The sequence below is a fragment of the Niallia yueguangensis genome, from assembly GCF_052663115.1.
Window position 1 is genome coordinate 150,316 of the sequence record NZ_JBQTCX010000005.1, and the last position, 26,177, is coordinate 176,492.

Consider the following 26,177-nt stretch of genomic DNA (forward strand, 5'->3'; position numbering starts at 1 on the left):
AAAATGATTTTAATTCTAGCATGTATTATGTCCCTGTTTTTTGCAATGAATATCGGTGCAAGCGGGGCGGCAGCAAGTCTTGGAGTAGCGTACGGATCTGGTGCCATTAAAAGTAAAAGAATAGCGTTGTCTGTTTGTGCGGTCGCTATCCTTTTAGGATCAATAATAGGAGGAAGCGAAGTAGTCAAAACAATTGGAGAAGGTCTTATTCCAAGCTCTATTCTAAATGCAAAAATTGTGTTGATTATCTTGTCTTCTGCTGCTATTTCTTTATTTATTGCTAATTTAATGGGAATCCCTCTTTCAACAAGTGAAATAACCGTTGGAAGCGTGGTAGGAGTAGGCGTTGCTTATAAAAGTCTTTTTGTTGGTCATATTTTATGGATTGTTTTCTTCTGGATATTAGTGCCGTTTGTTGCTTTTGCAATCGCTTTTTATGCAGGAAAGCTTATTCAAAAACTAGAGCCGAAATATACTTGGCTGCAAGAAGAAAAAAATCAGCGTTATTTATCAATTTTTGTAATTATTGTTGGTTTCTTGGAAGCTTTTTCTGCTGGAATGAACAATGTTGCCAATGCAATAGGGCCGTTAGTGGGAGCCCAGCTGATTTCTATTAAGACAGGAATCATTGTTGGAGGGTTTTTTATAGCAGCAGGTGCTTTTCTTCTAGGAGGAAGAGTACTGCAGACAAATGGGAAAAAAATTGTCCGTTTTAGCAAATTAGAAGGCGGTCTTATTTCAGGAACCGGTTCAACAATTGTTATTATTGCATCTATATTTGGATTGCCAGTTCCTTTAACACAAGTTACGAGTACTGCTATTATTGGAATTGGTGCTTCTAAAACTGGATTTGGCATATTAAAGAAACAAGTTATTCACCGGATTGTAAAGGTTTGGATTGTGTCTCCTGTTCTGTCACTTGTTATCTCTTACGGATTAGTGCAGCTTTTCATTGAGTCTGATTTATATACTGTGCTTATTCTGCTAAGTGTTTGTATTGCCACAGTTGGGTTAATCAGTTTAGTAAAAACAATTAGAGAAGACAACCGAACAATATATGAAGATGGTGGCGGTATATAAGAAAAGCACAAGTGTCGATACCGGCACTAGTACATTCTTTACGTCGTAGACACTCATCTAAGTTGAAAAAATTTATACTATCATATCTTAAAACTTGGGAAAGATAGTTGTATAATTATTAGTAAAATAATAAAAATATTTAAAATATTATAATGAGGTGCAAAAAAATGGCTTTAAGTATACCACATGGCGGAACACTAATTAATTTATGGGAACCTAACTACAAATTTGATGGAACAGAAAAAGAACTAGATATAGACGTAATTGCTCTTAGTGATTTAGAGCTAATTGGAAATGGTGCATACAGTCCATTAACAGGATTTTTAACACGAAAAGATTATGAATCTGTTGTTGAAAATATGCGCTTAGCAAATGGAACAGTTTGGAGTATTCCAATTACATTGCCGATAAAAGAGGAACAAGCTCAAGGCATTGGAGTAAAAGATACAGTAAAGCTTATTTTTAATGGTGAAACATACGGTGTATTGCAAGTAGAAGACATTTATGTACCAGATAAAATTACCGAAGCGAAATCTGTATATCGTACAGATGATGATGCACATCCTGGTGTGAAAAAAATGTACGAAAGGGGAAATGTTTATTTAGGGGGAGCTGTTAAGCTTGTAAAGAAAATCGAGAAGACGGACTTTACTGATTTCTATTTAGATCCACAAGAAACAAGAGCTGTTTTCCAAGAAAAAGGCTGGAAAACAGTAGTAGGCTTCCAAACTAGAAATCCTGTTCACAGAGCCCATGAATACATCCAAAAAACTGCATTGGAAATTGTAGATGGATTATTTCTGAACCCGCTTGTGGGCGAAACGAAATCCGATGATATTCCAGCAGATGTACGGATGGAAAGTTATCAAGTATTATTAAAAAATTATTATCCAGAAGATCGAGTATTCTTAGCTGTATTTCCTGCAGCAATGCGTTATGCAGGTCCAAGAGAAGCCATTTTCCATGCAATGGTAAGAAAAAACTATGGATGTACGCATTTTATTGTTGGACGTGACCATGCAGGAGTAGGCGACTATTATGGCACATACGATGCACAAAAAATATTTGAGAACTTTACAGCAGAAGAATTAGGTATCAATTTATTGTTCTTTGAACATAGCTTCTACTGCAAAAAATGTGAAAATATGGCTTCCACAAAAACTTGCCCGCATGGCAAAGAGCATCATGAAATTTTATCGGGTACGAAGGTTCGCCAATTACTAAGAGACGGGGAAATACCGCCAAGCACATTCAGCAGAAAAGAAGTGGTTGAGGTATTGATTAACGGACTAAAAAAACAACAGATTCATTCTTAAGTAATGGGGGATAAAATAGTGAGTCAGAGTACAAATATTACATGGCATGACCAGGCAGTGACTAAGCAGCAAAGAAGAGAAAAGAATAAGCATCACAGCTATGTTCTTTGGTTTACAGGCTTGTCTGGATCCGGCAAATCAACGGTTGCGAATGCGGTGGCGAAACGTTTATTTGATGATCAAGTAAGTAGCTATGTTTTGGATGGGGATAATATTCGTTTCGGAATAAATAAAGATTTAGGCTTTTCTGAAGAAGATCGAACAGAAAATATTAGAAGAATTGGAGAAGTCAGCAAGCTGTTTGTAGACAGTGGACAAGTTGTTTTAACAGCATTTATCTCTCCTTTTCAAGAAGATAGAGATAATGTAAGAAAATTACTTGAAGATAATGAATTTATTGAAATATATGTAAAATGCTCTCTTGAAGCTTGCGAAAAAAGAGATCCAAAAGGACTTTATGAAAAAGCGCGTCAAGGAATTATTAAAGATTTTACTGGAATTAGTTCTCCTTACGAGGAGCCAAAAAATCCAGAATTAACGATTGATACAGAAAAATACTCGATTAAAGAGTGTGTAGAGCAGATTGTTCAATATTTACAAGGACAACAATATTATATATAGGTAATAATCAAAAACAGTAAAGATGATTGTTTTTTGATTAGAGGAGAACAAAAAGAGCTGTTTACAAAGGCAATAGAGAGAGGAATACGTCTGCTCTAGTAAACAGCTCTTTCTTTAATAGGAGAAAGAGAGAAGGTGAAAATAGTGGGAATTGTCTATTTGGTTGGAGCCGGTCCCGGAGATCCAGATTTAATAACAGTCAAAGGTATAAAGTGTATAAAAAATGCGGATGTTATAGTATATGATCGCCTTGTAAACAAGGAATTATTAGAGTATGCCAAACCGAAGGCAGAGCTTATTTTTTGTGGAAAGTTTCCAAATCATCATATTATGAAACAAGAAATGATTAATCATTTACTTGTGAAGCATGCTCAAAAAGGGAAGGTTGTTACAAGATTAAAAGGCGGCGATCCATTTGTGTTTGGCCGAGGCGGAGAGGAAGCAGAAGAATTAGCAAAGAACCATATTCCTTTTGAAATCGTCCCTGGCATCACAGCAGGAATTGCAGCACCAAGTTATGCAGGAATTCCTGTTACACACCGAGATTATGGTTCTTCTTTTGCATTTGTCACAGGACATATCAAAAATGGACAAGAAGATCATATTAAATGGGAAGCTTTATGCCAGATTGATACCCTCGCCATTTATATGGGCGTAAAAAACCTGCCTTCTATTCGAGAAAAACTGCTTTTCCACGGTAAAAAAGAATCCACACCTATTGCATTAATTAATTGGGGTACAACAAGTTTACAAAAAACCGTTGTGACAAATCTTGCAGATGTAGTAAAAGACGCAGCAGACGGAAAAATAGAAAACCCTTGTATGATTGTAGTAGGAGAGGTAGTGAAAATGAGAGAAAAAATCAGCTGGTTTGAAGATGCTTTTCTTGAAAGATTACCGGAAGGAGTGGTTTTATAATGCAAGCTGTTTTATATATATGCCATGGAAGCAGAATAAAAGAGGCATGCGATCAGGCTGTTTCCTTTATAAAAAAATGCATGGATAATCAATCCTTTCCCATACAGGAATATTCATTTTTAGAACTGGCTGAACCAACAATTGAACAAGCCTTTCAAAGATGCATCGAAAAAGGAGCGACCACTATTCATGCAGTGCCTGTTTTATTATTAACCGCTGCCCATGCAAAAAAAGATATTCCAGAAGTATTAGAAAAGCTTGCAAAGGAATATCCCAACACGGAAATCCGCTACGGCAGTCCAATAGGAGTTCATGACAAAATGGTTGAAATTGTCGTGGAAAAAATAAAGCAATCTTCTGTGTACAATTCGAAGGACTTACTAGTATTGCTTGTAGGCAGAGGAAGCAGTGATCCAGATGTAAAACAGGATTTAGGAGAGATAGCTGCTTTAATAGAAAGTAAACTTTCAGGCATCCGTGTACAAGATTGTTATTTAACTGCTGCCAACCCGAGTTTTATCGATGGTCTAGGTATTGCTAATGCATCTTCTCATTCTAATGTATTAGTCCTTCCTTATTTGTTGTTTACCGGAATATTAATGAATTCAATGAAAAAAGCAATTAAGGAATACGCCGATGCAAGCAAAAAATATGAACTTGCATCTTATTTAGGCTATCATCCTTATATTGCAGATATTTTAAAAGAAAGACTAGCAGAAATAACCGAGGAAAATAAACATGTATCCATTAATGGTTAAGATGGAAAACAAAGAATGCATCATTGTAGGTGGAGGGAAAGTAGCACTTCGAAAAACTACCACCCTTTTAAAAGAGAAAGCAAATATAACGATTATAAGTCCTGAAGTTTGTCCAGAATTAGAGGATTTAGAAGCGGATGGGAAACTTACCATCATTAAAAGGCAAGCGGTGGATGATGACTTCACGTTTGCCTTTTATGTGGTGGCAGCAACAAATGATGAACAAGTAAACAAACAAATAGCCAAGAAGTTGGAGAAAACAAAGCTCGTTAATATTGCTTCTTCAACTTTAGATGGCAACTGCCAAGTCCCTGCAAGCTTCCAAAAAGGAAAGCTAATTCTTACTGTTTCAACTAGTGGTGCCAGTCCCATGCTAGCCAAAAAAATTAGGGATGAATGGTCCTCCGTTTATGATGATAATTTTGAACAATATCTTGACTTTTTATATGAAGCAAGAGAAATAATAAAACAGCTGCATTTGTCAGCTCAACATAAAAGAGAGCTGTTGCAAGAAATTATTGACGAACAATATAAAAATTCGGCAACCCTTCGAAAATCTTTTTACACCCTTCTGAAAAACTTCTAATTCGTTTTGAGTTAGAAGTTTTTTGTTAGTAAAGGCTGTTTTCTAAAAGTTTGTTGTTTTTGAATAAAATAATAAACACAACAATTTATACGAAAAGAGCGTTAGTAAAAGAATCTTCTTTTAATAGGATGTTCAAGCAGTCACCAATCTAAAGCTTTATCCGCTCTTCCTGTTTCTAAATGATAGAGAATCTTCAACTAAAAACGTTTAAAGCCTGTGCTCGCTACATCCTGTAGAAGCAAGTTGCAGGGGGCTGCGCTGCCTCGTTCTTATTGCTTCTAATTTGTTCCCTTTTTCAACACATATTATAATTAAGGTGACTTATATTTTAAATAAAAAATACAGAATATTCCTGAAAAGTTCATTAACATTATATTGAATGATTTATATTTCCTGTAATATAATTTCGGTAAGAAACCTGCAATTGGTAATTTTAGAAAAATTAGAGTCTTGAATCAAGTACATTATTAACCTATTACAATACTTATTGATGCTAATTCTTCCTTAAATAGTATCTTAATAAAGTGGAAGGAAGGGGTTAAATGAATTTTAGTACAAAGCTTTATGGAGGTCTTGGAATTATTATTATTTTAATAACGATTCTTATAGCAGTACTTTTGAATATGCTAAAACAACAAAATGTTAACATGCATATTATTGTTAATGAATTGTCTGAGAGAATTAAAAGTACCGCTATTATTCAAAATGAATTAAATAACATGAGCAGGGAAGTCATTGAAATTTCAACCAACCCTTCGGAAGAAACGCTAATAAAGATAGGGAATGATTGGGAAGACTCTAAAACAAATATTAACACATCCGTTGCAACATTAAAGGAAATGGATAAAAGGGAACAGTCTCAGGAATTGATTATGAAGTTTTCTACCATTTATAAGACATATGAAGAAAGTGGACAAGAAATTATTATGAAACACCAAAGGGATAGGAATAGTGAGTCAGATTCTTCAGAGATATTCCCGAATCAAGAAAAGGAACGCCTTCTCCAAATTGTTAATTTACTATATACCTTGCAAGAACAAGAAATGAAAGATGAACTTTTTCGCACAAAAGAAACATATAATTTAGCCGTTAAAATGATTTATATTTATGCTTTTATAGGTGTTTTCATTAGTGTAGCATTAGCGATTTGGATGATAAAAGGGATGACTAAAAATCTTAATCGTGTTTCTTCTGTCATGTCTAGTGTTGCATATTATCACGGAACTCAATTCCCTCGAATTAAAGTAAGTACAAAAGATGAGATGGGGAAAATTGCAGAAGCCTATAATGAAATGGCATCATCATTAGAAGAGCACTCAAAACATGAAACAGAACTAAAGAAAAAAGCAGAAGAACAAAGCTGGCTTGATTCGCAAATTGCATCTATTACGGCTACTTATCCACGTGCTGAGGACTTTAAATTTTTAGCCAATTTATTTATTTCCCAGATTACACCAGCGATAGAAGCTCAATACGGGGTATTCTACATTAAAGAAGGATTAGGAGAACGACAGTGTTTAGACATAATTGCAACTTACGGGTTTGTGAATAACAATGAAGGTAAACAAAGCTTTCTTTTAGGAGAAAAGCTGGTGGGGCAATGTGCCTTAGAGAATAGACCAATAAATATTACGCAAATTCCAAATGATTATATAGAAATTGAATCTGGAATAGGAAAAGCGGCGCCTAAACATATTCTTATTCTCCCTATCGAATATAAAGGTGAAGTACTGGCAGTAATTGAGTTTGCTTCCGTTAAACTATTTAGTCCTATGCAACAAAAATTATTAAAGAAGGTAATAGAGCATTTAGGTGTAACAATTAATAGTATTAAGAACCGAATGCAGGTTAAAAGACTGTTAGAAGATTCACAAGCTTTAACGGAAGAATTACAGAACCAATCAGAAGAACTACAAGCACAGCAGCAAGAATTAATAGCAATAAATGAGGAACTGGAAGCACAATATAAATATTCTGAGCAAAAAAATGAGGAGCTGGAAAAGCTCAGTGTGATTTTAGAGGAAAAGGCACAGCAGCTTGTGCTTAGTTCTCAGTATAAATCAGAATTTCTCGCTAATATGTCTCATGAACTTCGTACACCGCTTAACAGTATGTTAATACTTGCCCAAATGTTATTGGAAAAAAACAATGATAATTTATCATCGAGACAAGTAGAATATTTACAGACAATCAATTCTTCTGGTAATGACCTGCTGCATTTAATAAATGATATTCTAGATTTAGCTAAGATAGAAACTGGGAAAATGGACATCATTGAAGAGGATGTGATGCTTGAAAATATTAAAGTATTTGCGGAAAAACAATTTTATCACTTAGCTGAAAAAAAAGGATTAGATTTTAAAGTGATTGCAAGTGAAGACCTACCAGTATCAATCTATACGGATGAACATCGTTTAAAACAAATTCTCACAAATTTATTATCCAATGCCTTTAAATTTACTAATAAAGGAAGTGTGACATTATACATACAACATGTTTCAGAATCTAAATTTAAAGTAAATGATCTACCTCTAACAGGTTCGGCGATAACATTTACAGTTAGTGATACAGGAGTGGGTATTGCAAAAGATAAACAAAATCTTATATTTGAAGCCTTTCATCAAGCAGATGGAACTACTAGCCGTACATATGGGGGGACTGGATTAGGCCTTTCTATAAGTAAGGAAATATCTAGTTTGCTTGGAGGCGTACTTACGGTGAGAAGCAAAGAAGGAATAGGAAGTTCGTTTACTTTTTATTTACCATATAAACCAAGAACAAAAAATCAAAAATCAAGCTTAATAGAAAAAGAAGCAGCAGCTGATATTGAGAAAATAGAAGCTATGATGAATGGAGAGAACAAGTCTGCTATTTTTAATAAGGAAGTGAAAGGTGAATCCTCACTTAAAGGAAAGAAAATATTAATTGTGGATGACGATATGAGAAACATTTTTTCACTTGCTGCTGTATTAGAAGAGTATGACATGGAAGTGCTTTTTGCGGAAAATGGAAAAGAAGGAATTGCTGTTTTAATAGAAAATAAGGATATCGATCTTATTTTAATGGATATAATGATGCCAGAAATGGACGGATTTGAGGCCATGTCTAAAATTAGAAGTATGCCGAAGTTTCAAAGTCTGCCAATTATTGCTTTGACCGCAAAAGCAATGAAACATAATCGAGAACAATGTATAAACGCTGGTGCATCTGATTATATAAGTAAACCAATAAATTTAGAACAACTATACTCATTAATTCAGGTATGGTTGTATAGAAGTTAGGTGGGAATCATCATTTCCGGATATCTTAATAATAAAAAGTTGAAAGATAGTGAGTTGGAGAACATTGAAATCGAATTATTATTAGAAGGAATATATCGGTATTATGGATATGATTTTCGAAATTATGCTTTCCCATTTCTCAAAAGAAGAGTGTTATATCGAGTAGGAGCAGAAAATTTAACTAGTATATCAGAATTGCAAAATATGGTTTTTCATAACCCATTAATAATGAAGAAATTGCTTTTGGATTTTTCTATTTCTGTAACAGAAATGTTTCGTGACCCTCTCTTTTTTTTGATGTTAAGGAAAAAAGTTATTCCAATAATAAGAGATGCTCCTTTTATTCGTATATGGCATGTTGGATGTGCTTCCGGTGAGGAAGTGTATTCGATGGCAATTATGTTGAGCGAAGAAGGGCTGCTAAATAAAACGAGGATCTATGCCACGGATATGAATAACAATAATTTAGAAAAAGCAAAAAGAGGAAATTTCCCTTTAGAAAAAATGCAAATATACACAAAAAATTATATGAAAGCAGGAGGGAAAAATGCTTTTTCAGAGTACTACTCCGTGAGAAGCAATGCAGCAGCATTTCATCCTTTTTTAAAAGAAAATTTTATATTTTCTCAACATAATTTAGCTACAGATCAATCTTTTAATGATTTTCATATCATTATATGCCGCAATGTAATGATTTATTTCAATAAAAAGCTGCAGAACCGAGTACATCAATTATTATATAATAGCCTCATTCCATCAGGTTTTCTTGGATTAGGCAAAAGAGAGGAGGTTCGGTTTACAGATTATGCAGGACATTACGAAGAATATGCTTCCGAAGAAAAAATATACCGTAAAATTAAATGAACCGAAAAGAACAGAACCTGTCAACATTTTAATGGTAGATGACCTTTCGGAAAACTTGCTTGCATTAGAAGCGGTATTAAGCTCCCCTAATTATCATTTAGTCAGTGCGAAATCAGGTGTAGAGGCATTAAAATATATTTTGCAATACGACTTTGCGGTAATCCTTCTTGATGTACAAATGCCCGGGCTAAACGGTTTTGAGACAGCAAATTTAATAAAAAAGAGAAAAAGGTCAATGGATATTCCCATTATTTTTATTACAGCTATTAGTAATGAGATAGACCATATCATTAAAGGATACGAAGTAGGAGCGATTGATTATATTGTAAAACCTTTTAATCCTGATGTATTAAAGAGTAAGGTTGAACAACTTGTAAATATATATGAGCATCATACGGAGAATTTAAGAGAAATGGAACTCGAACGCTCTCTTGAAAGGGAAAGGATAAACTTAGAGCTAAACCTTACTAAATTAGATTTACATAAACAGGAGGCTTTATCAAAGGTTATACAAGAAACAATGCTTGATACAATCATTACATTTAATGAAGAAGGCTTCATATTATCCGTTAATCCAATAGGCGGAAAGATGTTTGGTTACCAGCCTGCAGAATTAATTGGAAAACATATATCTATTCTCCTTTGTTCAATTGGAATAAAGGAAGAAGATAAAACTTCCTCTTTGATAACTTGTTTGTTTGATTCTATAGGTAAGATTATTGAAGGTGTTGCAAAGAGAAAAGATAAAAGTACATTTCCGGCAGATATACAAATTGGTGAGGCAATGTTAGAGAATGACCATATCTTTGTATGCACTGTTCGTGATATTACAGAGCGGAAAGAAATAGAAAAAATGAGGAAAGAACAAATAGATAAATTAGAACAAGTAGTGAAAGAGAGAACGTTAGATTTGTTATTGGTTAATCAAAAGTTAATCCAAGAAATTGAGGAAAGAAATAAGGTAGCTGAAGACCTTTTATTATCAGAAGGACGCTTTCAGCAGATTTTTGAGGCAAGCCCTTGCTTAATGGCGATACGCTCTATACAAGAAGGAAAATTTATTGCTGTAAATAATAACTGGATAAACAATACGGGTTACGATGCCGATGAATGGAAAAGCAATAATAGTGATTGGGGAGTTTTCGAAGAAGAAGAGGGGAATTATGTAAGCATTTCTGAATGTGAATGGAATACACCAATGAACAATAGGAAAGTTACATATAATACGAAATCTGGCATGAAAAGGGAAGCCTTATTGTCAACAGAAACAATTATGATTGAAAATAGGAATTGTGTCTTAATCGTATTAAATGATATTACAGAAAGAACATTAATGGAAAAAGAAATGTATAAATTGGATCAATTGAATTTGGTAGGGGAAATGGCTGCGGGGATTGCTCATGAAATTCGAAATCCAATGACTACTGTTCATGGTTTTTTACAAATGGGAAAACTAGATAATCAGCAATTATCGGTAGAGCATATGGATTTAATGATAGATGAATTAGACAGGGCAAATAAAATTATTAAAGAATTTTTAACCTTAGCCAAAAATAAAACAAGTGATAAAAAATATCAATCGCTTAATGACATTATTGAAATAATTTATCCACTTCTAAATGCAGAAGCTCTCTTATCGGGGAAAAGGGTATTGCTTCATTTAGAAACAAGTCCAATGCTTTACCTGGATGAAAAAGAAATTCGTCAGCTTTTGTTGAATTTAGCATTAAATGGACTTGAATCAATGTCTTATGGTGGAATTCTTACGATTAAAACATTTGTTGAAAAAGAACATGTTGTTTTACAAGTCATAGATAGTGGCGAAGGAATAAAAGAAGAAATTCTAGATAAGTTAGGAACACCTTTTTTCACAACAAAAGAAAATGGCACAGGGTTAGGACTAGCTGTTTGCTATAGTATCGCAGATCGTCATCATGCAAATATTAAAATTAATACAAGTAATAAAGGAACTACATTTTCCATTTATTTTAGAGCAGTATGATCATAATTATAACTTAAGATAGGAGAATAATAGTTGCGAAAAAAATGGTTTATCATATTAGTATGTATCGTTTTTTTTGGTGGATTATTAAGTTATATAATAAAAGAAATGAATCAAAAAAAACCTAAGATAGTAGTAGTTTTAAAAGAAACAAAAACAGATTATTGGAGGATGATGATTGCTGGTCTAGAAAATGCCTTTACTAATTATGAAGTAGAGGGAAAAGTGCTGGCAATGGACAATACGAACGAAACGCAGCTAGTCATCCTAAAACAAGTGTTAGAGGAAAAACCAGATGCATTAATATTTTCTCCTGATCATCCGAAGGCTTTTATACCGATATTAAAGGAATATAAGAAAAATAACATTCCCGTTTTACTTGTTGATACAAATTTAGAATGGTTGGATAAAACTTCATTTATCGGAACAAATAATATTGCATTAGGTAAAAAAGCAGGTGAACTACTGTCATCTATGGCCCAGCCGAATGATAAAATATTACTTATGGGTTGGAAATCTAATGATATTGTCATTGGAGATCGGATTGAAGGAGCAAATGAAACCTTAAATAATGCTGGCATTCATACAATTATTGAGGATCAATCGGAACATGGAGAAAAAATTGAACAGATACTTACCAGAGTTCTTCAAACGAATCCTAAGCTAAAAGGAATATTTGCCGGAGATGACATTACAGCCCTTAAAGTAATGAAGATTTTACAAGAAAAAAAATTAGAGATTCCTGTTGTAGGTGCGGATGGCATTATAAAAATGGTTGAATTAATTGAAAAGGGCACCTTAAAATCTACTATTGCCCAAAATCCATATGATATGGGTTATATTAGTGTAGAAAATGCTCTTAAGGCAATTGATGGGAAGAAAGTGAATAAGGAAATAGATAGTAATGTCGATATCATTACGAGAGATAATGCAAAAAGTAAAATGTCATTTATTGAAAAAATAACTCAAAATGAATAATGCAGGGGTTTTAAGGAAATAGAGGTAATGTGGCTGTACTTAAATGATTTTAGACAGCCACATTATTTTTTGGTATGCTTACTTTTTATTTTTTACATAGGCGATTAAATAGCTTGTAAATTTATAGTCTTTTGCCAGCCATGCTGCATGATTTCTTTTAATAAAGCTTTCTCCTTCTATAAAGGAAGAAAATCTTTCTGGAAGCTGTTGTTTTTTATAGTCAATGGCCCATTCTTTATTCGTTAAAGGATAAAGAAAAAATGTTTCTTCTGCCTTATTTTCGTATAACGTGCCTAATGGAGACTCTTTTATATTAAAGGTATTTTTTCTGACATCTTCTCTTAACGGTTCAAGCGGGAATGTATCTGTCACAAAGTTTTTGTATGCGTCTGTTGTTAAGGTGCAGCCAGAAGCTTTTGCGTGGCCACCGCCACCGTATTGTCCTGCGATTTTAGAAACATCCACATGATCATGAATCGTTCGGAAACCCATTCTTTTACCGCCAATATTCAGAATGGCGATGTAATCTAAATGTGGATATTCTTTGCCGAGTTCATTCCCAAGCTCTGAATGATACGATTCTGCATACACAACACCAGCAAAGTATCCGTCTATTTCTGTCTGAACAAGCTCCCGTCTTTTGCGGCGAATATATCGTTCAATCTTACTGTCTTCCATCTCTAAAATCTTTTCTTCGAGATCATCAAAAAAGAAATGATCGCTTTCTTGAAGTTTTGCCATCATTTTGTCTTCGAATTCTCCCATTGAAATCAGGAAAAACAGGGCATTTAATCTTTTCGCTTGCTGGTTGTCATTCTTCTCCCAATCCCAAGTATCGTATTGTCTTACAAGCTCAACAAACTCAGTAATACAATCGGATGGAGTAAGATAATCATGCTGAACAAGATATTCGTATAATAAAGAAGTAGCCGATGTTAAATTTCCGTCAGCATCTTCAACTGATACATATCCCCATTCATGATCATTTAAATGTAAAGCTGTTTTATGATGATCAATTAATTGCACCTTTCCTCCTTTTTTATAAAATGCATCTAATCTTTTCGTATTTTCTTCATTAACAGAAAGATCGGTTATGAATAGAAAAGGATGATTCTCTTCCTGTTGCAGGAATTTCTCTACTTCTTGATTTAAACTGGAAACAGAATTATAACGTACTTCCACCTTTTCTCCAAAAGCAAGCTTTGCTAAAATTCCACAGCCGATACCATCTAAATCATTATGTGATAACAATTTGTACATTTTTTTTCACCTCTGCCCAATAGTATAATCTAATATGGAAAAAATAGAACCGTTTGTTACATTTTTCTTTTATTATTTTTGGCTGTTTTCTTAAAGTTTGTTGTTTTTTACGTAAAACAATAGGAGAAGAAGTACTCAGCAGCCTGCATACACGTAGACTCCTGTGGGAATGCAAGAAAGACGAGACCCCACAGGAGCGTATGCGACGAGGAGGCGCTCGACGCTCGTTCACGGAAAGCGAAGTGTATTCAGGCTGCGAGTTTAAAAGCAACAGTCTATACGAAAACAGCCTTATTTTTATACTTACTTTAAAAGAAAGGGAACTACTGTGAATAGTCCCCAGAATGAGCTTTTTAAATAGATGATAGGTTTATTTACGAAACTCTTTTGCATAATGTGCAAGGGCAAGTAAAGGAAATATTTTATTGTAGCTTTGATAGTGAATATAAAATTGACGAGGTAGGCCAATGCCTGTTGGATAATCGACGCTATTAGAATTTTTGACTTCTTGTAAAAGAAAGGGTATTCCTTTTGAAACAGTTTCACTTTTTGCTTCTCCTGCAGCAATTAAAGCATCGATTGCCCATGCCGTTTGCGATTCTGTACTAAAGGGTAAAGGGACATAGTACATTTTCTCACAGCTTTGGCAAGACTCTCCCCATCCGCCGTCTTGTCTTTGTATCCTTTTTAACCACTTTACAGCTCTTACAATGCTAGGATCTGTCTTTTGTACACCAACTGCAATAAGTCCAGTTATTGCTGCCCAAGTGCCATAGATATAACATACGCCCCAACGGCCATACCATGAGCCATTTTTTTGCTGATGGTCAAGCAGCCAATTGATGCTTGTTTGGATAGGAGTGTGTGATTTGTTTAGACCAGCAAAATTGCCTAAGTATTCTAATACCCGCCCTGTTAAATCTGCTGTGGAAGGATCAACAGCTGCATCTCTTGCATTTTCAATGGGGATATGTTGTAGTAGCTCCCAGTTTGTATTTTTCTCAAAAGCACCCCATCCTCCATCCCTATTCTGCATGGATAATAAAAACGTTAACCCCCTTTGATAAGCTTGATAGCTTCTATTATCAACAGTGGCTATTTTTGTTAAGGCACGCAATACAACGGCAGTATCATCATTATCTGGATTATTTGTATTAATATTAGAAAACCCCCATCCCCCAGGTTTGATGCGTGGATTATGAATGGCCCAGTCTCCTTTTTTTGAATGCTGCTTTTTTAATAGATAGGATATAGACCGTTGAATAGCTGGTGTATCGATCGATAGACCAGCTTGTTGTAAAGAATAACTAATTAAACCAGTATCCCAAACAGTTGAAGATGAATTTTCCAAATGAATATATTTTCCTTTTTTATGTATAAGGGAAGAAAGGCCTTTCATTGCTTTTTGGATTACAATGGAATCTTTTTTATAACCTAGAGCAAGCAACCCATAGATCATAAAAAAAGTAGCAGTTGCGTAGCTATAAAGTGTTCCATCTTCCTCCAAACGGTCGAGTATATATTTCTCAGCATACATATATCCAAGATTATGCATATAGATAGGAAGCTTGCCTATTTTCTTTATTTCTTTCCAAATAGGTGATAATGGTGAACGTGTATCGTTTAATTCTGAATAGGAAGGGTAGAGTGGTATATTTCTGTCAAATAGATCATCCATATTAGGTGTATGTTTAGAAAGAACAGCAAACTTTTTATTTGATGCAATTAACATAGGAATAAAATGTATTCGGGCATATGAGCTAAATTGAAAAAAATTAATCGGTTGGTAGGTAGGAAGAAGTAAAAATGTCATTGGTATGTAAATCATATTGGACCATGGATACATGCCATTAACCGATAACATCCAGCGAATCATAAAGTGGGTTTTTGCCAACCCCCTGTTTGCAAGAATAAAAGTTTTTGCATTTTGCATTTTTTCATCATTTTTATCAACATATCCGGAATATAAAAGAGCTGTATAGGCAATAACAGTCGCAGACAAATTGCCGTTATGTTCGTCATTATAAGCCTGCCAAAATCCTTTATCGTGTTGGGATGCTTTTAAACTTTTAACCAGCAATTGAATATTTTTTTCTTCGTCCGTGAAATCCAATGCTCGACAAGTAATAATAAAAAAGGCATCTGTTATTAAGCTGCCTTGAAATCGAAACCTCCAGGAACCATCTATATGTTGTAGTTCCGTTAATTCATTGATTCTTTTCCCTATTTCTTTCTCTATTTTTTTCATTAGCATTCATACTGTCACCTCACAATCCTAAGTAAACCATCCGGCTGAATGAAGATCCTCTTTATATACGTACGCAAATAGGCGGTATATTCATGAATAGAAAAAATGGGTTTAGTCTTTCAATGATGTAGGAGAAAAATGGAATATAGTAACTGATGATTTATAAAATAATCCGAGTTTCTTCTATTATATATGTATATATGCAAATTTTATGAAGAATATGAAAGGAGAAAAGGCAAGGGATGATAGCCCTTGCCTTACATGGAATGGTTAGAATTTATAATAAAGCATTTTCGTGTTTTACTTTTAACTTACTCCATCTTTTTTCAACCTCTTTATTAAAATCATTTAACATTTCTTTATTCTCTTCTTTTAACAAGTGTTTAGTTTTTCCCATAAATTTTAACCACTCTGTTAAAGGAACTTTTTTATCCTTAGCTTCAGGATCATAAGTAATTGTAGTAATTCCATTTTCCACTTCATATAGTGGAAAGAAGCAGGAATTTACAGCAGCTTCTACTATTTTTGTTCCGAATTGATCTTCTGCTTTCCAATTTAAAGGACAGGATACAAGTAGTTTTCCATATACGGTTCCAACATTTTGAGCATACCATTGCGCTTTAGCAGCTTTTTTAATTAAATCTTGTGGGAAAGCTTCCGAAGCGGTAAACACATAAGGAATATTGGTTGCAGCCATAATTTGAGCAGTGTCCTTATGGTGAAATGATTTTCCTTTTTGTGCACGCCCTACGCCACTTGTACTGGTCATATGACCAATAGGTGTAGAATAAGACAATTGTGAGCCAGTATTCATATAGCCTTCATTATCATACTCTAGCATGATTAAGTTATGATTTCTTAAAGCGGTTCCAATTGCAGAACCCATCCCAATATCCATTCCGCCATCGCCTGTGATCATGACAAAAGTGGTGTTCTCTTGAACTTCAATTTCTCCTCGTCGCTGCAATTCTAAAAAGGCTTCCACTGTTCCGGAAAGGGTAGCTGGTCCATTTTGGAATAAGTTATGCATCATTGTTTGTTTATGTGAAGTGTGTGGATATGCAGTTGTGACAACATAAGCACAGCCTGTATGAAATAGAACAACCACATCTCCTTCAATTCCTTTAAAAAATAATTCTAAGCCAGATAAAATTCCACAGCCAGGACATGCACCATGTCCTGGTGCCAATCTTTTTGGCTTAACTGCAAGAGAGCGTAAAGGCGGTACTTTTACATTTAAGCGGTTATTATCTTCGTCCGGAGTAACTTGTATTAATCCAGTATTATAAGCTTCTCCATACTGAGGTTCAATGACAGGAGTTAAGTCGTTTTCCGGTTTACCAATATAATGTCCGTAATAATCAAATGGCTTCTCTGCATATCCCTTATCTAATGCATCAAGTGTCATTTGAAAAAATTGCTCTGCGTCATCTGCATAAAAATCTTTTCCGCCTAATCCGAACACTCTGCTTAAAACGATTGTTTCATTGTTTTTATCTTCTTGAATAGCAGATTTTACTTCATGGGTTAAGTTTGGTCCATTTCCACCATATGAATCAGCACGTTCCCCGACTAATAAAGCTTTTACATTTTTTAAAGCTTCTCTAATTTCTGCTGCAGGGAATGGACGGATAATATTTGGACTAATAACACCTGCTTTAATTCCTTTTTTACGTAACTGATCGACTACATCTTTAGCTGTTTCAGCCGCTGAATTAAGAAGGAATAAAGCAACTTCCGCATCTTCCATCATATAAACGTCTATAATTGGATAAGATCGGCCAGACATTTTTTCAAATTCTTTGGAGATTTCAGCAAATACATCTTTTGCCTGATACATAGCTTCTGACTGCTGATAATGGTTATTCAGCAAATCATCTCCGTTCATATGAGCTCCTATGGTTACTGGCTTCTTCGGATCTCGAATAGCTGGATAGTCAGTTGGACAAGGACCAACAAAATCTTGTACTACTTTTTTATCTTTAAAATACTGTACTTTTCTTTTTTGATGGGAAGTAAAGAACCCGTCGTAAGCAACAATTACTGGCAAACGAACTTTTGCGTGTTCGGCAATTTTTAAGGCCATAATATTTAAGTCATAAACCGCTTGTGGTGTTCTTGCAGTTATAATAACCCAACCGGTATTTAAAGCAAAATATAAATCAGAATGATCTCCGCGGATATCCAGTGGTCCGCTGATAGCACGAGTAACAAGGTTTAATACCATCGGAAAGCGTGTTCCCGATTGAACAGGCATTTGTTCTAGCATATACATAAACCCATTAGCACTTGTTGCATTCACAACACGAGCTCCTGTAGCTGCAGCTCCGTAGCATATTCCAGCAGAGCCATGTTCTCCATCAGCTGGAATCAATTGAATATCATGTTCTCCACGAGTTTTCATTTGGTCCAAATATTGAGCTACCTCTGTTGATGGGGTGATTGGGAAATAACCCATAACATGATAATTGATTTGTGCAGCGGCCATTGCAGCCATTTCATTCCCAGATTCAAATGTTGTTACTTGCACCGGAGCATTTTGAATAATTAAATCATTCTCTAATACTGACATTTATAAACTCCCCCCTGTAGTTACATAAGGAAACTCTTGTTTTACTTGATGTGTTTCCGTAAATCCTTCTGTTTCTCGAACAGAGCTAAGTGCACTAGTCGGGCATGCTTCAAGACATTTTAAACATCCTTTGCAATATTGGTAATCAATTCCTTGTAAAGACATAATCGTACGTCCTTTTTTGTTTACTTTTTTATCCCAAACAAAGCAAAGGTCTGGACAAACGGCATCACAAGAAGCACAGCTTATGCAGCTTTCTTTGTCGAATTTCGGTAAGAACCCTTGGCGAGATCCACCTAAATCTTTTACAAGGCTATTTCCTTGTGCAGTAATAACACCACCAATTAGCTGGTTATCATATCCTAGTGATGAACGTGGTCGTGAAAATGGTTTTATGTGAGCATCTTGAGGAGTTTCATAAGTTTTAAAAGTTACTTCGTTATACCCTCTATCAAATGTTCGAATGTTGGATTCCACAAGATGAGGATATTTTTTTTCAAATGTTTTTCTTATTACATTTCGCATCGCATCAGGGTCAAGAAAATCACAAATGCGAAATAGGGCTCCAAGCATAGCAGTGTTAACTCTTGTTTTTTCTTTTACAGCAATTTGAAGAGCATCAACAATTGCAAGTTTTCCATATTCCAGATTGAGATCTCTTTTTACATCATCAAAGTCTCTAGCTGAGTTAACCAAGATGATTCCATTTGGATTAAAACCACTTGTAACATTGACAGATTTGTATAATGCCTCATGGAATATACCGATAACATGAGGCTCTTCAATAGGGCTGTGTGCCCGGATTTCTGTATCTGGATCACAGAAACGAATAAAACTTTTTACTGGAGATCCTTTTTTTTCGGATCCATAGGAGGAAAAATTTGCGCCGTTTAAACCGAGGCCAAGTACACCAGATTCAGCTAGCATCTTTCCTGCAAGGTTTGCACCTAATCCACCAATTGATTCTAATCGAATTTCAAAAAAACCGAGTTCATTTTTAGTCGGTAATATAGACATTGAACTCCCCCCTCATAGCATAATTTTGAATACGTTGAACTGCGTTGAAAAGTAGAAATATTCAGAAAAAAACAGAAAATTTAAAAAATGAGTATAGCTTTTATTCTAATAGATAAATCTTTGTTAAGCTGTGACAATTATCGTAACTTTCTAGATTCTATATGATGAGTTCTTAAAAATTCCGTTTAAAAGTGACGAAAAATTGAACAAAAACAAGATGCCTCACTAATTTTCGATGTAAATTAGTGAGGCATCTTGTTTTTTTAACAGAGCCATTAGTAAAGACGCTAGCCAGTTCTTATTGTTCATAAATGATTTTTCCTGTTTCCACGGCATCATATCCAACAGCTTTTAATTCGTTTTTGAACTCTTTTGACGTTAATAATTCTTTTATTAGTTGAATGAGCTCTCTATTTTTTTCTGATTTAAGAATCACTAAATCGTAGCTTTCTGTAATAAGTGGGATAAAATCAATCCCTGCTGTGTAGGATGCTTTTTCAATTCCTATTCCGATGTCTGCTTTTCCTTGGTTAATGCCTGCGGCTACACTATAGTGGCTCATACATTCATGATGATAACCATTTACCTCTTCTTTTTTTATATGATGCAGTTTTAATTGTTCATCCAGTAGTATTCGGGCTCCCGAACCTATTTCTCTATTAAGGATCTTAATATCATTACGTTTTAAATCGGTCCAGCCTTTAATATTTTTTGGATTTCCAAGTTCAATATACAAGCCAGCTTTCCTTGTAATATACCTCATAACGATAAAGGAATGACTGACAAGCAGTTTTTTTAAATAAGGAATATTATAAGAACTAGTTTCCCCGTCATATAAGTGTGTACTTACAATATCCGCTTCTCCGTTATACAAGGCTAGTAATCCATTTAAACTGCCAATATAAGAGCGAAGAGGCCTATATGCTTTTCCCCTTAATTCAAAATGTTTTGCTAAAATATCCAAAGAACTATCTTGTCCACTAATAATAATGGAGCGATGGTTTGTCAACGGATTATTAAAATAATGATCAATATCAACAGTTGTTTGCGATGTATCTTTCTCTTTGCGGTCTACCAGTGTCTCCTTCGCATTATTTTTAAAAATTTCTAAGTCTTCAGCATCTACTCGCATTTGCCTGCCAACTCTATAGGCTTTAATTTTCCCTTTTTTTATAAGGTCATAAACAGTTAATTTGGAAACCTTTAAAATATCGGCAATCTCTTCAGTTGTAAAGGATTCATTATGATTCATCATTAATCCCCCAAAAATTTTTTTGAAATTTTTTTCATTTTACCATTTACTAACTTTTAAATCACACTTATAATCACAAATAACTAATTATATTTAAACATAACTAAATATATTTATCGAAATATTGTTTTTTATTTATTGTGATGTTTAGTTATATTTAATTATAGTTAATAATTATAAGGAGGAAACAAGAGATGAAAAGAAAACACGTATTAGCATTTTTTTTCAGTTTTGCCCTTTTACTTTTAGCAGCATGTGGGGCAAATGAAAAAACAACCAAAGACACACCAAAAGAAACACAAAAAGAAACAGTAGAATTAAATATTTCAGCTGCTGCTAGTTTAAAAGGTGCAATGGCAGACTTGCAAAAAGCATTTCAAAAATCTCATTCAGAAGTAAAGTTTGTCAATAACTTTGGGAGCTCAGGAACTTTAGCTCAACAAATTCAACAAGGTGCACCGGCGGATGTTTTTCTGTCAGCAGATCAAAAATGGATGAATACGTTGGCTGATGGCAAATTAATTAAAGATGATACAAGAAAAGACTTTTCAGGAAATAAAATTGTTCTAATCACTGAAAAAGATAGCGATCTTGCTATTAAGTCCTTTAACGATATAAAAGCAGATGCAATTGGTCAAGTTGCAATCGGTGATCCAAAAAGCGTACCTGCAGGAACTTATACGAAAGAAGCCCTTGAAAAAATCAACAAATGGAAAGAATTAGAAAAACATTTTGTGTTTGGCAGTGATGTAGTACAAACTTTAACATACGTAGAATCAGGAAATACAGATATTGGCTTTGTGTATTCTAGTGATGCTAGTACATCAGATAAAGTAAAAGTCCTTGCAGAAGCAGATTCGGCATGGCATAAACCAATTATTTATCCGGCAGCTGTTTTAAATGAATCGAAAAATCCTGATGAAGCAACAGAGTTTGTAAACTTTTTATTAACAGATGAGGCGCAAGAAATTTTAAGCAAATACGGATTTAAAAAATAGTTTTTCTTTATAAGGATTCAGTATTCAAACGCCTTTTGAAATCTGAATATTAAAAAAGTTTTTAGTTTACTTCAAGTAGGGAGTTATTAACATATATGGATTATACACCTCTATTTTTGTCATTGAAAGTTGCGAGTATTGCTACCTGTATTGTTTTTATATTAGGCGTTGTTTTAGCAAAACTCATAGCGCGTAGAGATTTTTTTGGGAAAAGTGTAGTAGAAGCGGTGATATTATTGCCAATGGTACTGCCGCCAACCGTAGTTGGGTTTTCGATTCTTTATTTTTTCGGTAAAAACGGACTGGTTGGGAAACTACTTCTGCAATGGTTTGATTTTCAGATTGTATTTACATGGATTGGAGCCGTTATTGCATCGATAGTAGTTGCGTTTCCTTTAATGTATCAAAGTGCTTCAGCAGCTTTTCAAAACTATGAAAAAAACTTAGAAAATGCAGCATTAACGATGGGGGCTACTAGATGGAGAGTGTTTTGGACTGTTTCTTTTCCGCTAGCATGGCCAGGACTTCTGGCAGGACTTGTGTTAACTTTTGCCAGATCATTAGGTGAGTTTGGAGCAACATTAATGATTGCTGGCTTTATTCCTGGTAAAACCGACACTATTCCACTTACCATATATTTTGCTGTTCAATCAGGTAATGCAGACATGGCAAACTATTGGGTAGTAATCCTTATCATACTTGGGTTTTGTGCTATTATTTGGCTGAACTGGTGGAGTAAACGCAATATGTTGAAATATAAAAGTGAAAAGTGAGAAGAAAGGAGAATAAGCACATGCTTGCCATACAAATAAAAAAACATCTTCCGCATTTTACTTTGGATATGGAATTAGTAGCAGAAAATAATATTATTATTCTTTTTGGCAAGTCAGGTTCCGGAAAAACAACGGTGTTAAACTGTATTGCCGGCTTGGATCATCCAGATGAAGGCATCATCCGACTAAACGATTGCGTTTTTTATCAGACAAATGAAAAGCCTTTAAAAATACAAAAACGAAATATTGGTTATTTATTTCAGGATTTTGCGTTATTTCCCCATATGACGGTGGAAAAAAACATTCAATATGGCATGAAAAGTCAAGAGCTTATGGATCGCCTAGTTCATGTAATTGGCATTGAACATTTGTTGAAAAAATATCCAAAACAAATTTCAGGCGGCGAAAAACAACGTGTTGCATTAGCTCGTGCGCTATCGACGGAACCAAAAATACTGTTGCTTGATGAACCGTTCTCAAGCCTGGATCAGCAAACAAAAAATGAATGTCATTTAGAACTTTTAAGACTTCATGATATTTGGAAAATACCAATAATCATGGTTACACATGATTATGAAGAAGCAAAAAAATTAGGAAGCCGTATATTGCATATGAGACAGGGACAAATTGTCGATAGTGAGCAATTATCAGTAAGTTGATGCGTGTAATAATTGGTTGGACAAGCTGAATAATTAGTATAGAAATTGTTTATCGATTGCCATTAGCAGAATATAGCTAATGGCAATTCTTATGAATTTTATCCCCTTTTTTTATAAGGCTCTTTTCGTATAGATTGTTGTTATGTAACCCGTAGCCTGAATACACTTCGCTTTCCGCGGACGAGTGCCGGGCCTCCTCGTCGCTATGCTCCTGTGGGGTCTCCTTTTGACTCGCATTTCCCGCAGGAGTCTCACGCCTTCCGCTTTAATCAACAAAGTATCAAAATCAACAATTAGCTTTAACACAGCCAAATTTAATAAAAAATTTCTGAAGAAGTAGACGATAAACGATATTTCATTTTGAATTTTTGTGAAAAACGGATATATTTTCCTATAGAAATCTGTAATTGTTACGATTTATTGAATAAAACAGCATAATGGAAACGTTTTTACAAAAAAGGGTGTCATATTATCTGACAATTATATTGATTTAAAAATGCACAAAAAATATTATCGAAATAACAACAGAGAATTCCAATTAATGTCATTTATAACACTGGCATGTTGGAAACCTCCTAGTAAAACCTAAAAGTGGGAGAGTGATTGATAAAAGAAAATAGTGGCAAAGCATTAAAAGGTGCATTCGTGTTTAGAAAAAAACATATTTTCAGGGAGGGAGAGAGTGTGAAGACGATTAATCAAGAACTAGAAGATCGAATTGCCCGTCACCCTTGCTATAGTGAGGATGCTCATCACTATTTTGCACGTATGCATGTACCTGTAGCACCGGCATGCAATATTCAATGCAATTATTGCAGCCGCAAATTTGATTGTGCAAACGAAAGTAGACCGGGTGTAGTAAGTGAAGTATTAAAACCAGAAGAGGCAGTAAAAAAAGCTTTAATAGTTGCAGGTGAAATTCAGCAAACTTCCGTTATTGGTATTGCTGGTCCTGGAGATCCTTTAGCAAATCCACAAAAAACGTTTGATACTTTTCGTGGCATTGCAGAACAAGCTCCGGATTTAAAGTTATGTTTAAGTACAAATGGATTACGGCTATTGGAATTTGTGGATACAATACATGAATTGAATATCGATCATGTAACGATAACAATTAATGCAGTAAATCCATTAATCGGGCAGCATGTTTATTCATGGATATTCTATGAAGGTAAACGATATAAAGGATTAGAGGCAGCAGAAATTTTAATTAATAACCAGTTAAAAGGACTGGAAGCATTAACAGAGCGTGGAATCTTATGTAAAGTTAATTCTGTTTTAATACCAGGTGTAAACGACCATCATATGGAAGAAATTTCGAAGGCGGTTAAGGACAGAGGTGCCTTTGTTCATAACATTATGCCTTTAATTGTTACTCCAGATACTGTTTTTGAAAAAAATGGAGTTAGAAATCCGACTGCTAAAGAAGTACAGCAAATTCAGGAAAAGTGTTCAGGAAGTTTAAAAATGATGAAACATTGTAGACAATGTCGTGCTGATGCTATTGGTCTACTAGGGGAAGACAGAAGTGCTGAGTTTTCAAAGGAAAATATTATGGACTATCCTGTCCGTTATGATCTTGAAGCTAGAAAGCAATTTCAAGATGAGCTTGAAATGAAAGTAAAGCAAAACAAACAAAAGAAACAGGAAAGAGCAGCTAAAATAAGAGAAGAAATAGCATCTCCTTCTCCTGCTGTAAGAATTGCAGCCACTACTCGTGGGAATGCAAGAGTAAACTTGCATTTTGGCCACGCAAAAGAGTTTTTAATATTTGATGTTCAAAATGATTCCATAAAGTTTGTAGGTGTAAGAAAAGTTCAATCTTACTGTGTCGGTAAAGTGAACTGTGGGACGAATAAAGGTCCAATTTTAGCAGAAACGGCAGAAATTTTAAAAGATTGTCAGATGTTATTAAGTTCTGGGATTGGTGAAACACCAAAAAAATATTTGTTAGATAGAGGAATTGTTCCTTTTGTAAAATCTGGTGATATAGAGGAACTGCTTTATGAAAGCAGCAAATTTTACCGCTATATGAATAGTTCTGAACCAATTTTTAGTTAAAAAAATCTCAAAATTCAAAAAACTTGAGGGGGAAAATCAAATGCGTCAAATAGCTTTTTATGGTAAAGGTGGAATTGGAAAATCAACAACTTCTCAAAATACTTTGGCTCAATTAGCTACAAAATTCGGTCAAAAAATTATGATTGTAGGTTGTGACCCAAAAGCGGATTCAACTCGTTTAATTTTAAATACGAAAGCACAAAGTACAGTATTAGAGCTTGCTGCTCAGATGGGTACAGTGGAAGATTTAGAATTAGATGATGTATTAGATACAGGATTTGGAGATATTTTATGCGTAGAATCGGGTGGTCCAGAGCCAGGTGTTGGTTGCGCTGGTCGTGGAATTATCACTTCTATCAATTTCCTAGAAGAAGAAGGAGCATATGAAGGGTTAGATTTTGTATCGTATGACGTTTTAGGGGATGTTGTATGTGGTGGATTTGCAATGCCGATTCGTGAAAATAAAGCACAAGAAATCTACATTGTCTGTTCCGGAGAAATGATGGCAATGTATGCTGCTAATAATATCGCCCGAGGAATTTTAAAATATGCAAATAGCGGTGGAGTACGTTTAGGTGGCTTAATTTGTAACAGCCGTAATACAGACCGTGAAGCGGAGCTTATCTCAGAACTTGCTCGCCGATTAAATACACAAATGATTCACTTTGTTCCAAGAAATAACGTAGTACAGCATGCTGAATTGCGTAAACAGACGGTTGCGCAATATAAACCAGAAGATCCACAAGCAAAAGAATATGAAATATTAGCACAAAAAATTCTTGATAATAAAATGTTAAATATCCCAACTCCAATTGAAATGGAAGAATTAGAAGAATTATTAATGGAGTATGGTGTTATCGAGGATGACGAAACTCAAATTAAAAAATTAGAAGAAAAAGAGGCTTCAGCAAAATAAATTATATTATCCAAAAT

20 protein-coding genes are annotated in these 26,177 nt (G+C 34.6%); 15 read left to right on the forward strand and 5 right to left on the reverse strand.

Features of this window, described 5'->3' with window-relative positions:
• Positions 1-3: 3 nt before the first annotated feature.
• The 10 genes from cysP (at position 4) to ACTYA4_RS06930 (ending at position 12,404) form a co-directional block, all read left to right on the forward strand.
• Positions 4-1,080, forward strand: coding sequence for a sulfate permease (gene cysP / locus ACTYA4_RS06885; RefSeq protein WP_443480555.1), 1,077 nt, complete (start codon positions 4-6; stop codon positions 1,078-1,080).
• 167 nt (positions 1,081-1,247) lie between these two features.
• Complete coding sequence (gene sat / locus ACTYA4_RS06890; protein ID WP_443480556.1) at positions 1,248-2,396, forward strand: sulfate adenylyltransferase; 1,149 nt, start codon at positions 1,248-1,250, stop codon at positions 2,394-2,396.
• 18 nt (positions 2,397-2,414) lie between these two features.
• Positions 2,415-3,017, forward strand: a complete 603-nt coding sequence (gene cysC, locus ACTYA4_RS06895; protein ID WP_443480557.1) for an adenylyl-sulfate kinase — start codon at positions 2,415-2,417, stop codon at positions 3,015-3,017.
• A gap of 141 nt (positions 3,018-3,158) precedes the next feature.
• The gene (gene cobA, locus ACTYA4_RS06900; RefSeq protein ID WP_443480622.1) at positions 3,159-3,935 is read left to right on the forward strand and encodes a uroporphyrinogen-III C-methyltransferase; all 777 of its coding nucleotides are present in this window, start codon (positions 3,159-3,161) and stop codon (positions 3,933-3,935) included.
• Positions 3,935-4,693, forward strand: a complete 759-nt coding sequence (locus ACTYA4_RS06905) for a sirohydrochlorin chelatase (protein WP_443480558.1) — start codon at positions 3,935-3,937, stop codon at positions 4,691-4,693. The genes cobA and ACTYA4_RS06905 overlap by 1 nt, the downstream gene beginning before the upstream one ends.
• On the forward strand, positions 4,674-5,279 hold the full coding sequence (locus ACTYA4_RS06910) for an NAD(P)-binding protein (RefSeq protein ID WP_443480559.1): 606 nt from the start codon (positions 4,674-4,676) through the stop codon (positions 5,277-5,279). The genes ACTYA4_RS06905 and ACTYA4_RS06910 overlap by 20 nt, the downstream gene beginning before the upstream one ends.
• A 542-nt stretch (positions 5,280-5,821) precedes the next feature.
• A complete protein-coding gene (locus ACTYA4_RS06915) occupies positions 5,822-8,560 on the forward strand; it encodes a response regulator (protein WP_443480560.1) in 2,739 nt (912 codons plus the stop codon).
• A complete protein-coding gene (locus ACTYA4_RS06920; protein WP_443480561.1) occupies positions 8,561-9,424 on the forward strand; it encodes a CheR family methyltransferase in 864 nt (287 codons plus the stop codon).
• A complete protein-coding gene (locus tag ACTYA4_RS06925) occupies positions 9,387-11,426 on the forward strand; it encodes a PAS domain S-box protein (RefSeq protein WP_445505584.1) in 2,040 nt (679 codons plus the stop codon). Before ACTYA4_RS06920 ends, ACTYA4_RS06925 begins: the two co-directional genes overlap by 38 nt.
• Positions 11,427-11,459: 33 nt before the next feature.
• Positions 11,460-12,404, forward strand: coding sequence for a sugar ABC transporter substrate-binding protein (locus ACTYA4_RS06930; protein WP_443480563.1), 945 nt, complete (start codon positions 11,460-11,462; stop codon positions 12,402-12,404).
• 78 nt (positions 12,405-12,482) lie between these two features.
• Here ACTYA4_RS06930 and ACTYA4_RS06935 read toward each other — a convergent pair whose 3' ends face one another.
• From ACTYA4_RS06935 to ACTYA4_RS06955, 5 genes are all read right to left on the reverse strand, one after another.
• Complete coding sequence (locus ACTYA4_RS06935; protein ID WP_443480564.1) at positions 12,483-13,664, reverse strand: DHH family phosphoesterase; 1,182 nt, start codon at positions 13,662-13,664, stop codon at positions 12,483-12,485.
• A 370-nt stretch (positions 13,665-14,034) separates the two neighbouring features.
• Positions 14,035-15,918 carry a squalene--hopene cyclase gene (gene shc, locus ACTYA4_RS06940; RefSeq protein ID WP_443480565.1) on the reverse strand — a complete coding sequence of 628 codons (1,884 nt, stop codon included), beginning with the start codon at positions 15,916-15,918 and terminating at the stop codon, positions 14,035-14,037.
• 271 nt (positions 15,919-16,189) lie between these two features.
• On the reverse strand, positions 16,190-18,484 hold the full coding sequence (locus ACTYA4_RS06945) for a thiamine pyrophosphate-dependent enzyme (RefSeq protein WP_443480566.1): 2,295 nt from the start codon (positions 18,482-18,484) through the stop codon (positions 16,190-16,192).
• Complete coding sequence (locus ACTYA4_RS06950) at positions 18,485-19,501, reverse strand: 2-oxoacid:acceptor oxidoreductase family protein (protein ID WP_443480567.1); 1,017 nt, start codon at positions 19,499-19,501, stop codon at positions 18,485-18,487. It lies immediately after the preceding gene.
• Between the two features lie 298 nt (positions 19,502-19,799).
• Positions 19,800-20,753, reverse strand: a complete 954-nt coding sequence (locus tag ACTYA4_RS06955; protein ID WP_443480568.1) for a substrate-binding domain-containing protein — start codon at positions 20,751-20,753, stop codon at positions 19,800-19,802.
• 194 nt (positions 20,754-20,947) lie between these two features.
• On the opposite strand from ACTYA4_RS06955, the gene modA reads away from it, so the two are divergent.
• The 5 genes from modA to nifH all read left to right on the forward strand — a co-directional run bounded on the left by modA (position 20,948) and on the right by nifH (position 26,160).
• The gene (modA, locus tag ACTYA4_RS06960) at positions 20,948-21,751 is read left to right on the forward strand and encodes a molybdate ABC transporter substrate-binding protein (protein WP_443480569.1); all 804 of its coding nucleotides are present in this window, start codon (positions 20,948-20,950) and stop codon (positions 21,749-21,751) included.
• Between the two features lie 95 nt (positions 21,752-21,846).
• A complete protein-coding gene (modB, locus tag ACTYA4_RS06965; protein WP_443480570.1) occupies positions 21,847-22,524 on the forward strand; it encodes a molybdate ABC transporter permease subunit in 678 nt (225 codons plus the stop codon).
• Between the two features lie 20 nt (positions 22,525-22,544).
• Positions 22,545-23,183: an ATP-binding cassette domain-containing protein gene (locus ACTYA4_RS06970; RefSeq protein ID WP_443480571.1), complete on the forward strand. Its 639-nt coding sequence runs from the start codon at positions 22,545-22,547 to the stop codon at positions 23,181-23,183.
• Positions 23,184-23,867: 684 nt separating this feature from the next.
• Positions 23,868-25,244, forward strand: coding sequence for a nitrogenase cofactor biosynthesis protein NifB (nifB, locus tag ACTYA4_RS06975; protein WP_443480572.1), 1,377 nt, complete (start codon positions 23,868-23,870; stop codon positions 25,242-25,244).
• Positions 25,245-25,284: 40 nt separating this feature from the next.
• Positions 25,285-26,160, forward strand: coding sequence for a nitrogenase iron protein (nifH, locus tag ACTYA4_RS06980; RefSeq protein ID WP_443480573.1), 876 nt, complete (start codon positions 25,285-25,287; stop codon positions 26,158-26,160).
• Positions 26,161-26,177: the final 17 nt, after the last annotated feature.

What these genes read in the sequence shown, in the direction of transcription:
- ACTYA4_RS06935 (WP_443480564.1), bottom strand. Translation starts at nt 13,664, where the DNA reads ATGTACAAATTGTTATCACATAATGATTTAGATGGTATCGGCTGTGGA.
- ACTYA4_RS06970 (WP_443480571.1), top strand. Translation starts at nt 22,545, where the DNA reads ATGCTTGCCATACAAATAAAAAAACATCTTCCGCATTTTACTTTGGAT.
- ACTYA4_RS06955 (WP_443480568.1), bottom strand. Translation starts at nt 20,753, where the DNA reads ATGAATCATAATGAATCCTTTACAACTGAAGAGATTGCCGATATTTTA.
- nifH (WP_443480573.1), top strand. Translation starts at nt 25,285, where the DNA reads ATGCGTCAAATAGCTTTTTATGGTAAAGGTGGAATTGGAAAATCAACA.
- ACTYA4_RS06950 (WP_443480567.1), bottom strand. Translation starts at nt 19,501, where the DNA reads ATGTCTATATTACCGACTAAAAATGAACTCGGTTTTTTTGAAATTCGA.
- cysP (WP_443480555.1), top strand. Translation starts at nt 4, where the DNA reads ATGATTTTAATTCTAGCATGTATTATGTCCCTGTTTTTTGCAATGAAT.
- ACTYA4_RS06925 (WP_445505584.1), top strand. Translation starts at nt 9,387, where the DNA reads ATGCTTCCGAAGAAAAAATATACCGTAAAATTAAATGAACCGAAAAGA.
- ACTYA4_RS06945 (WP_443480566.1), bottom strand. Translation starts at nt 18,484, where the DNA reads ATGTCAGTATTAGAGAATGATTTAATTATTCAAAATGCTCCGGTGCAA.
- ACTYA4_RS06910 (WP_443480559.1), top strand. Translation starts at nt 4,674, where the DNA reads ATGTATCCATTAATGGTTAAGATGGAAAACAAAGAATGCATCATTGTA.
- ACTYA4_RS06905 (WP_443480558.1), top strand. Translation starts at nt 3,935, where the DNA reads ATGCAAGCTGTTTTATATATATGCCATGGAAGCAGAATAAAAGAGGCA.
- modA (WP_443480569.1), top strand. Translation starts at nt 20,948, where the DNA reads ATGAAAAGAAAACACGTATTAGCATTTTTTTTCAGTTTTGCCCTTTTA.
- modB (WP_443480570.1), top strand. Translation starts at nt 21,847, where the DNA reads ATGGATTATACACCTCTATTTTTGTCATTGAAAGTTGCGAGTATTGCT.
- ACTYA4_RS06915 (WP_443480560.1), top strand. Translation starts at nt 5,822, where the DNA reads ATGAATTTTAGTACAAAGCTTTATGGAGGTCTTGGAATTATTATTATT.
- shc (WP_443480565.1), bottom strand. Translation starts at nt 15,918, where the DNA reads ATGCTAATGAAAAAAATAGAGAAAGAAATAGGGAAAAGAATCAATGAA.
- sat (WP_443480556.1), top strand. Translation starts at nt 1,248, where the DNA reads ATGGCTTTAAGTATACCACATGGCGGAACACTAATTAATTTATGGGAA.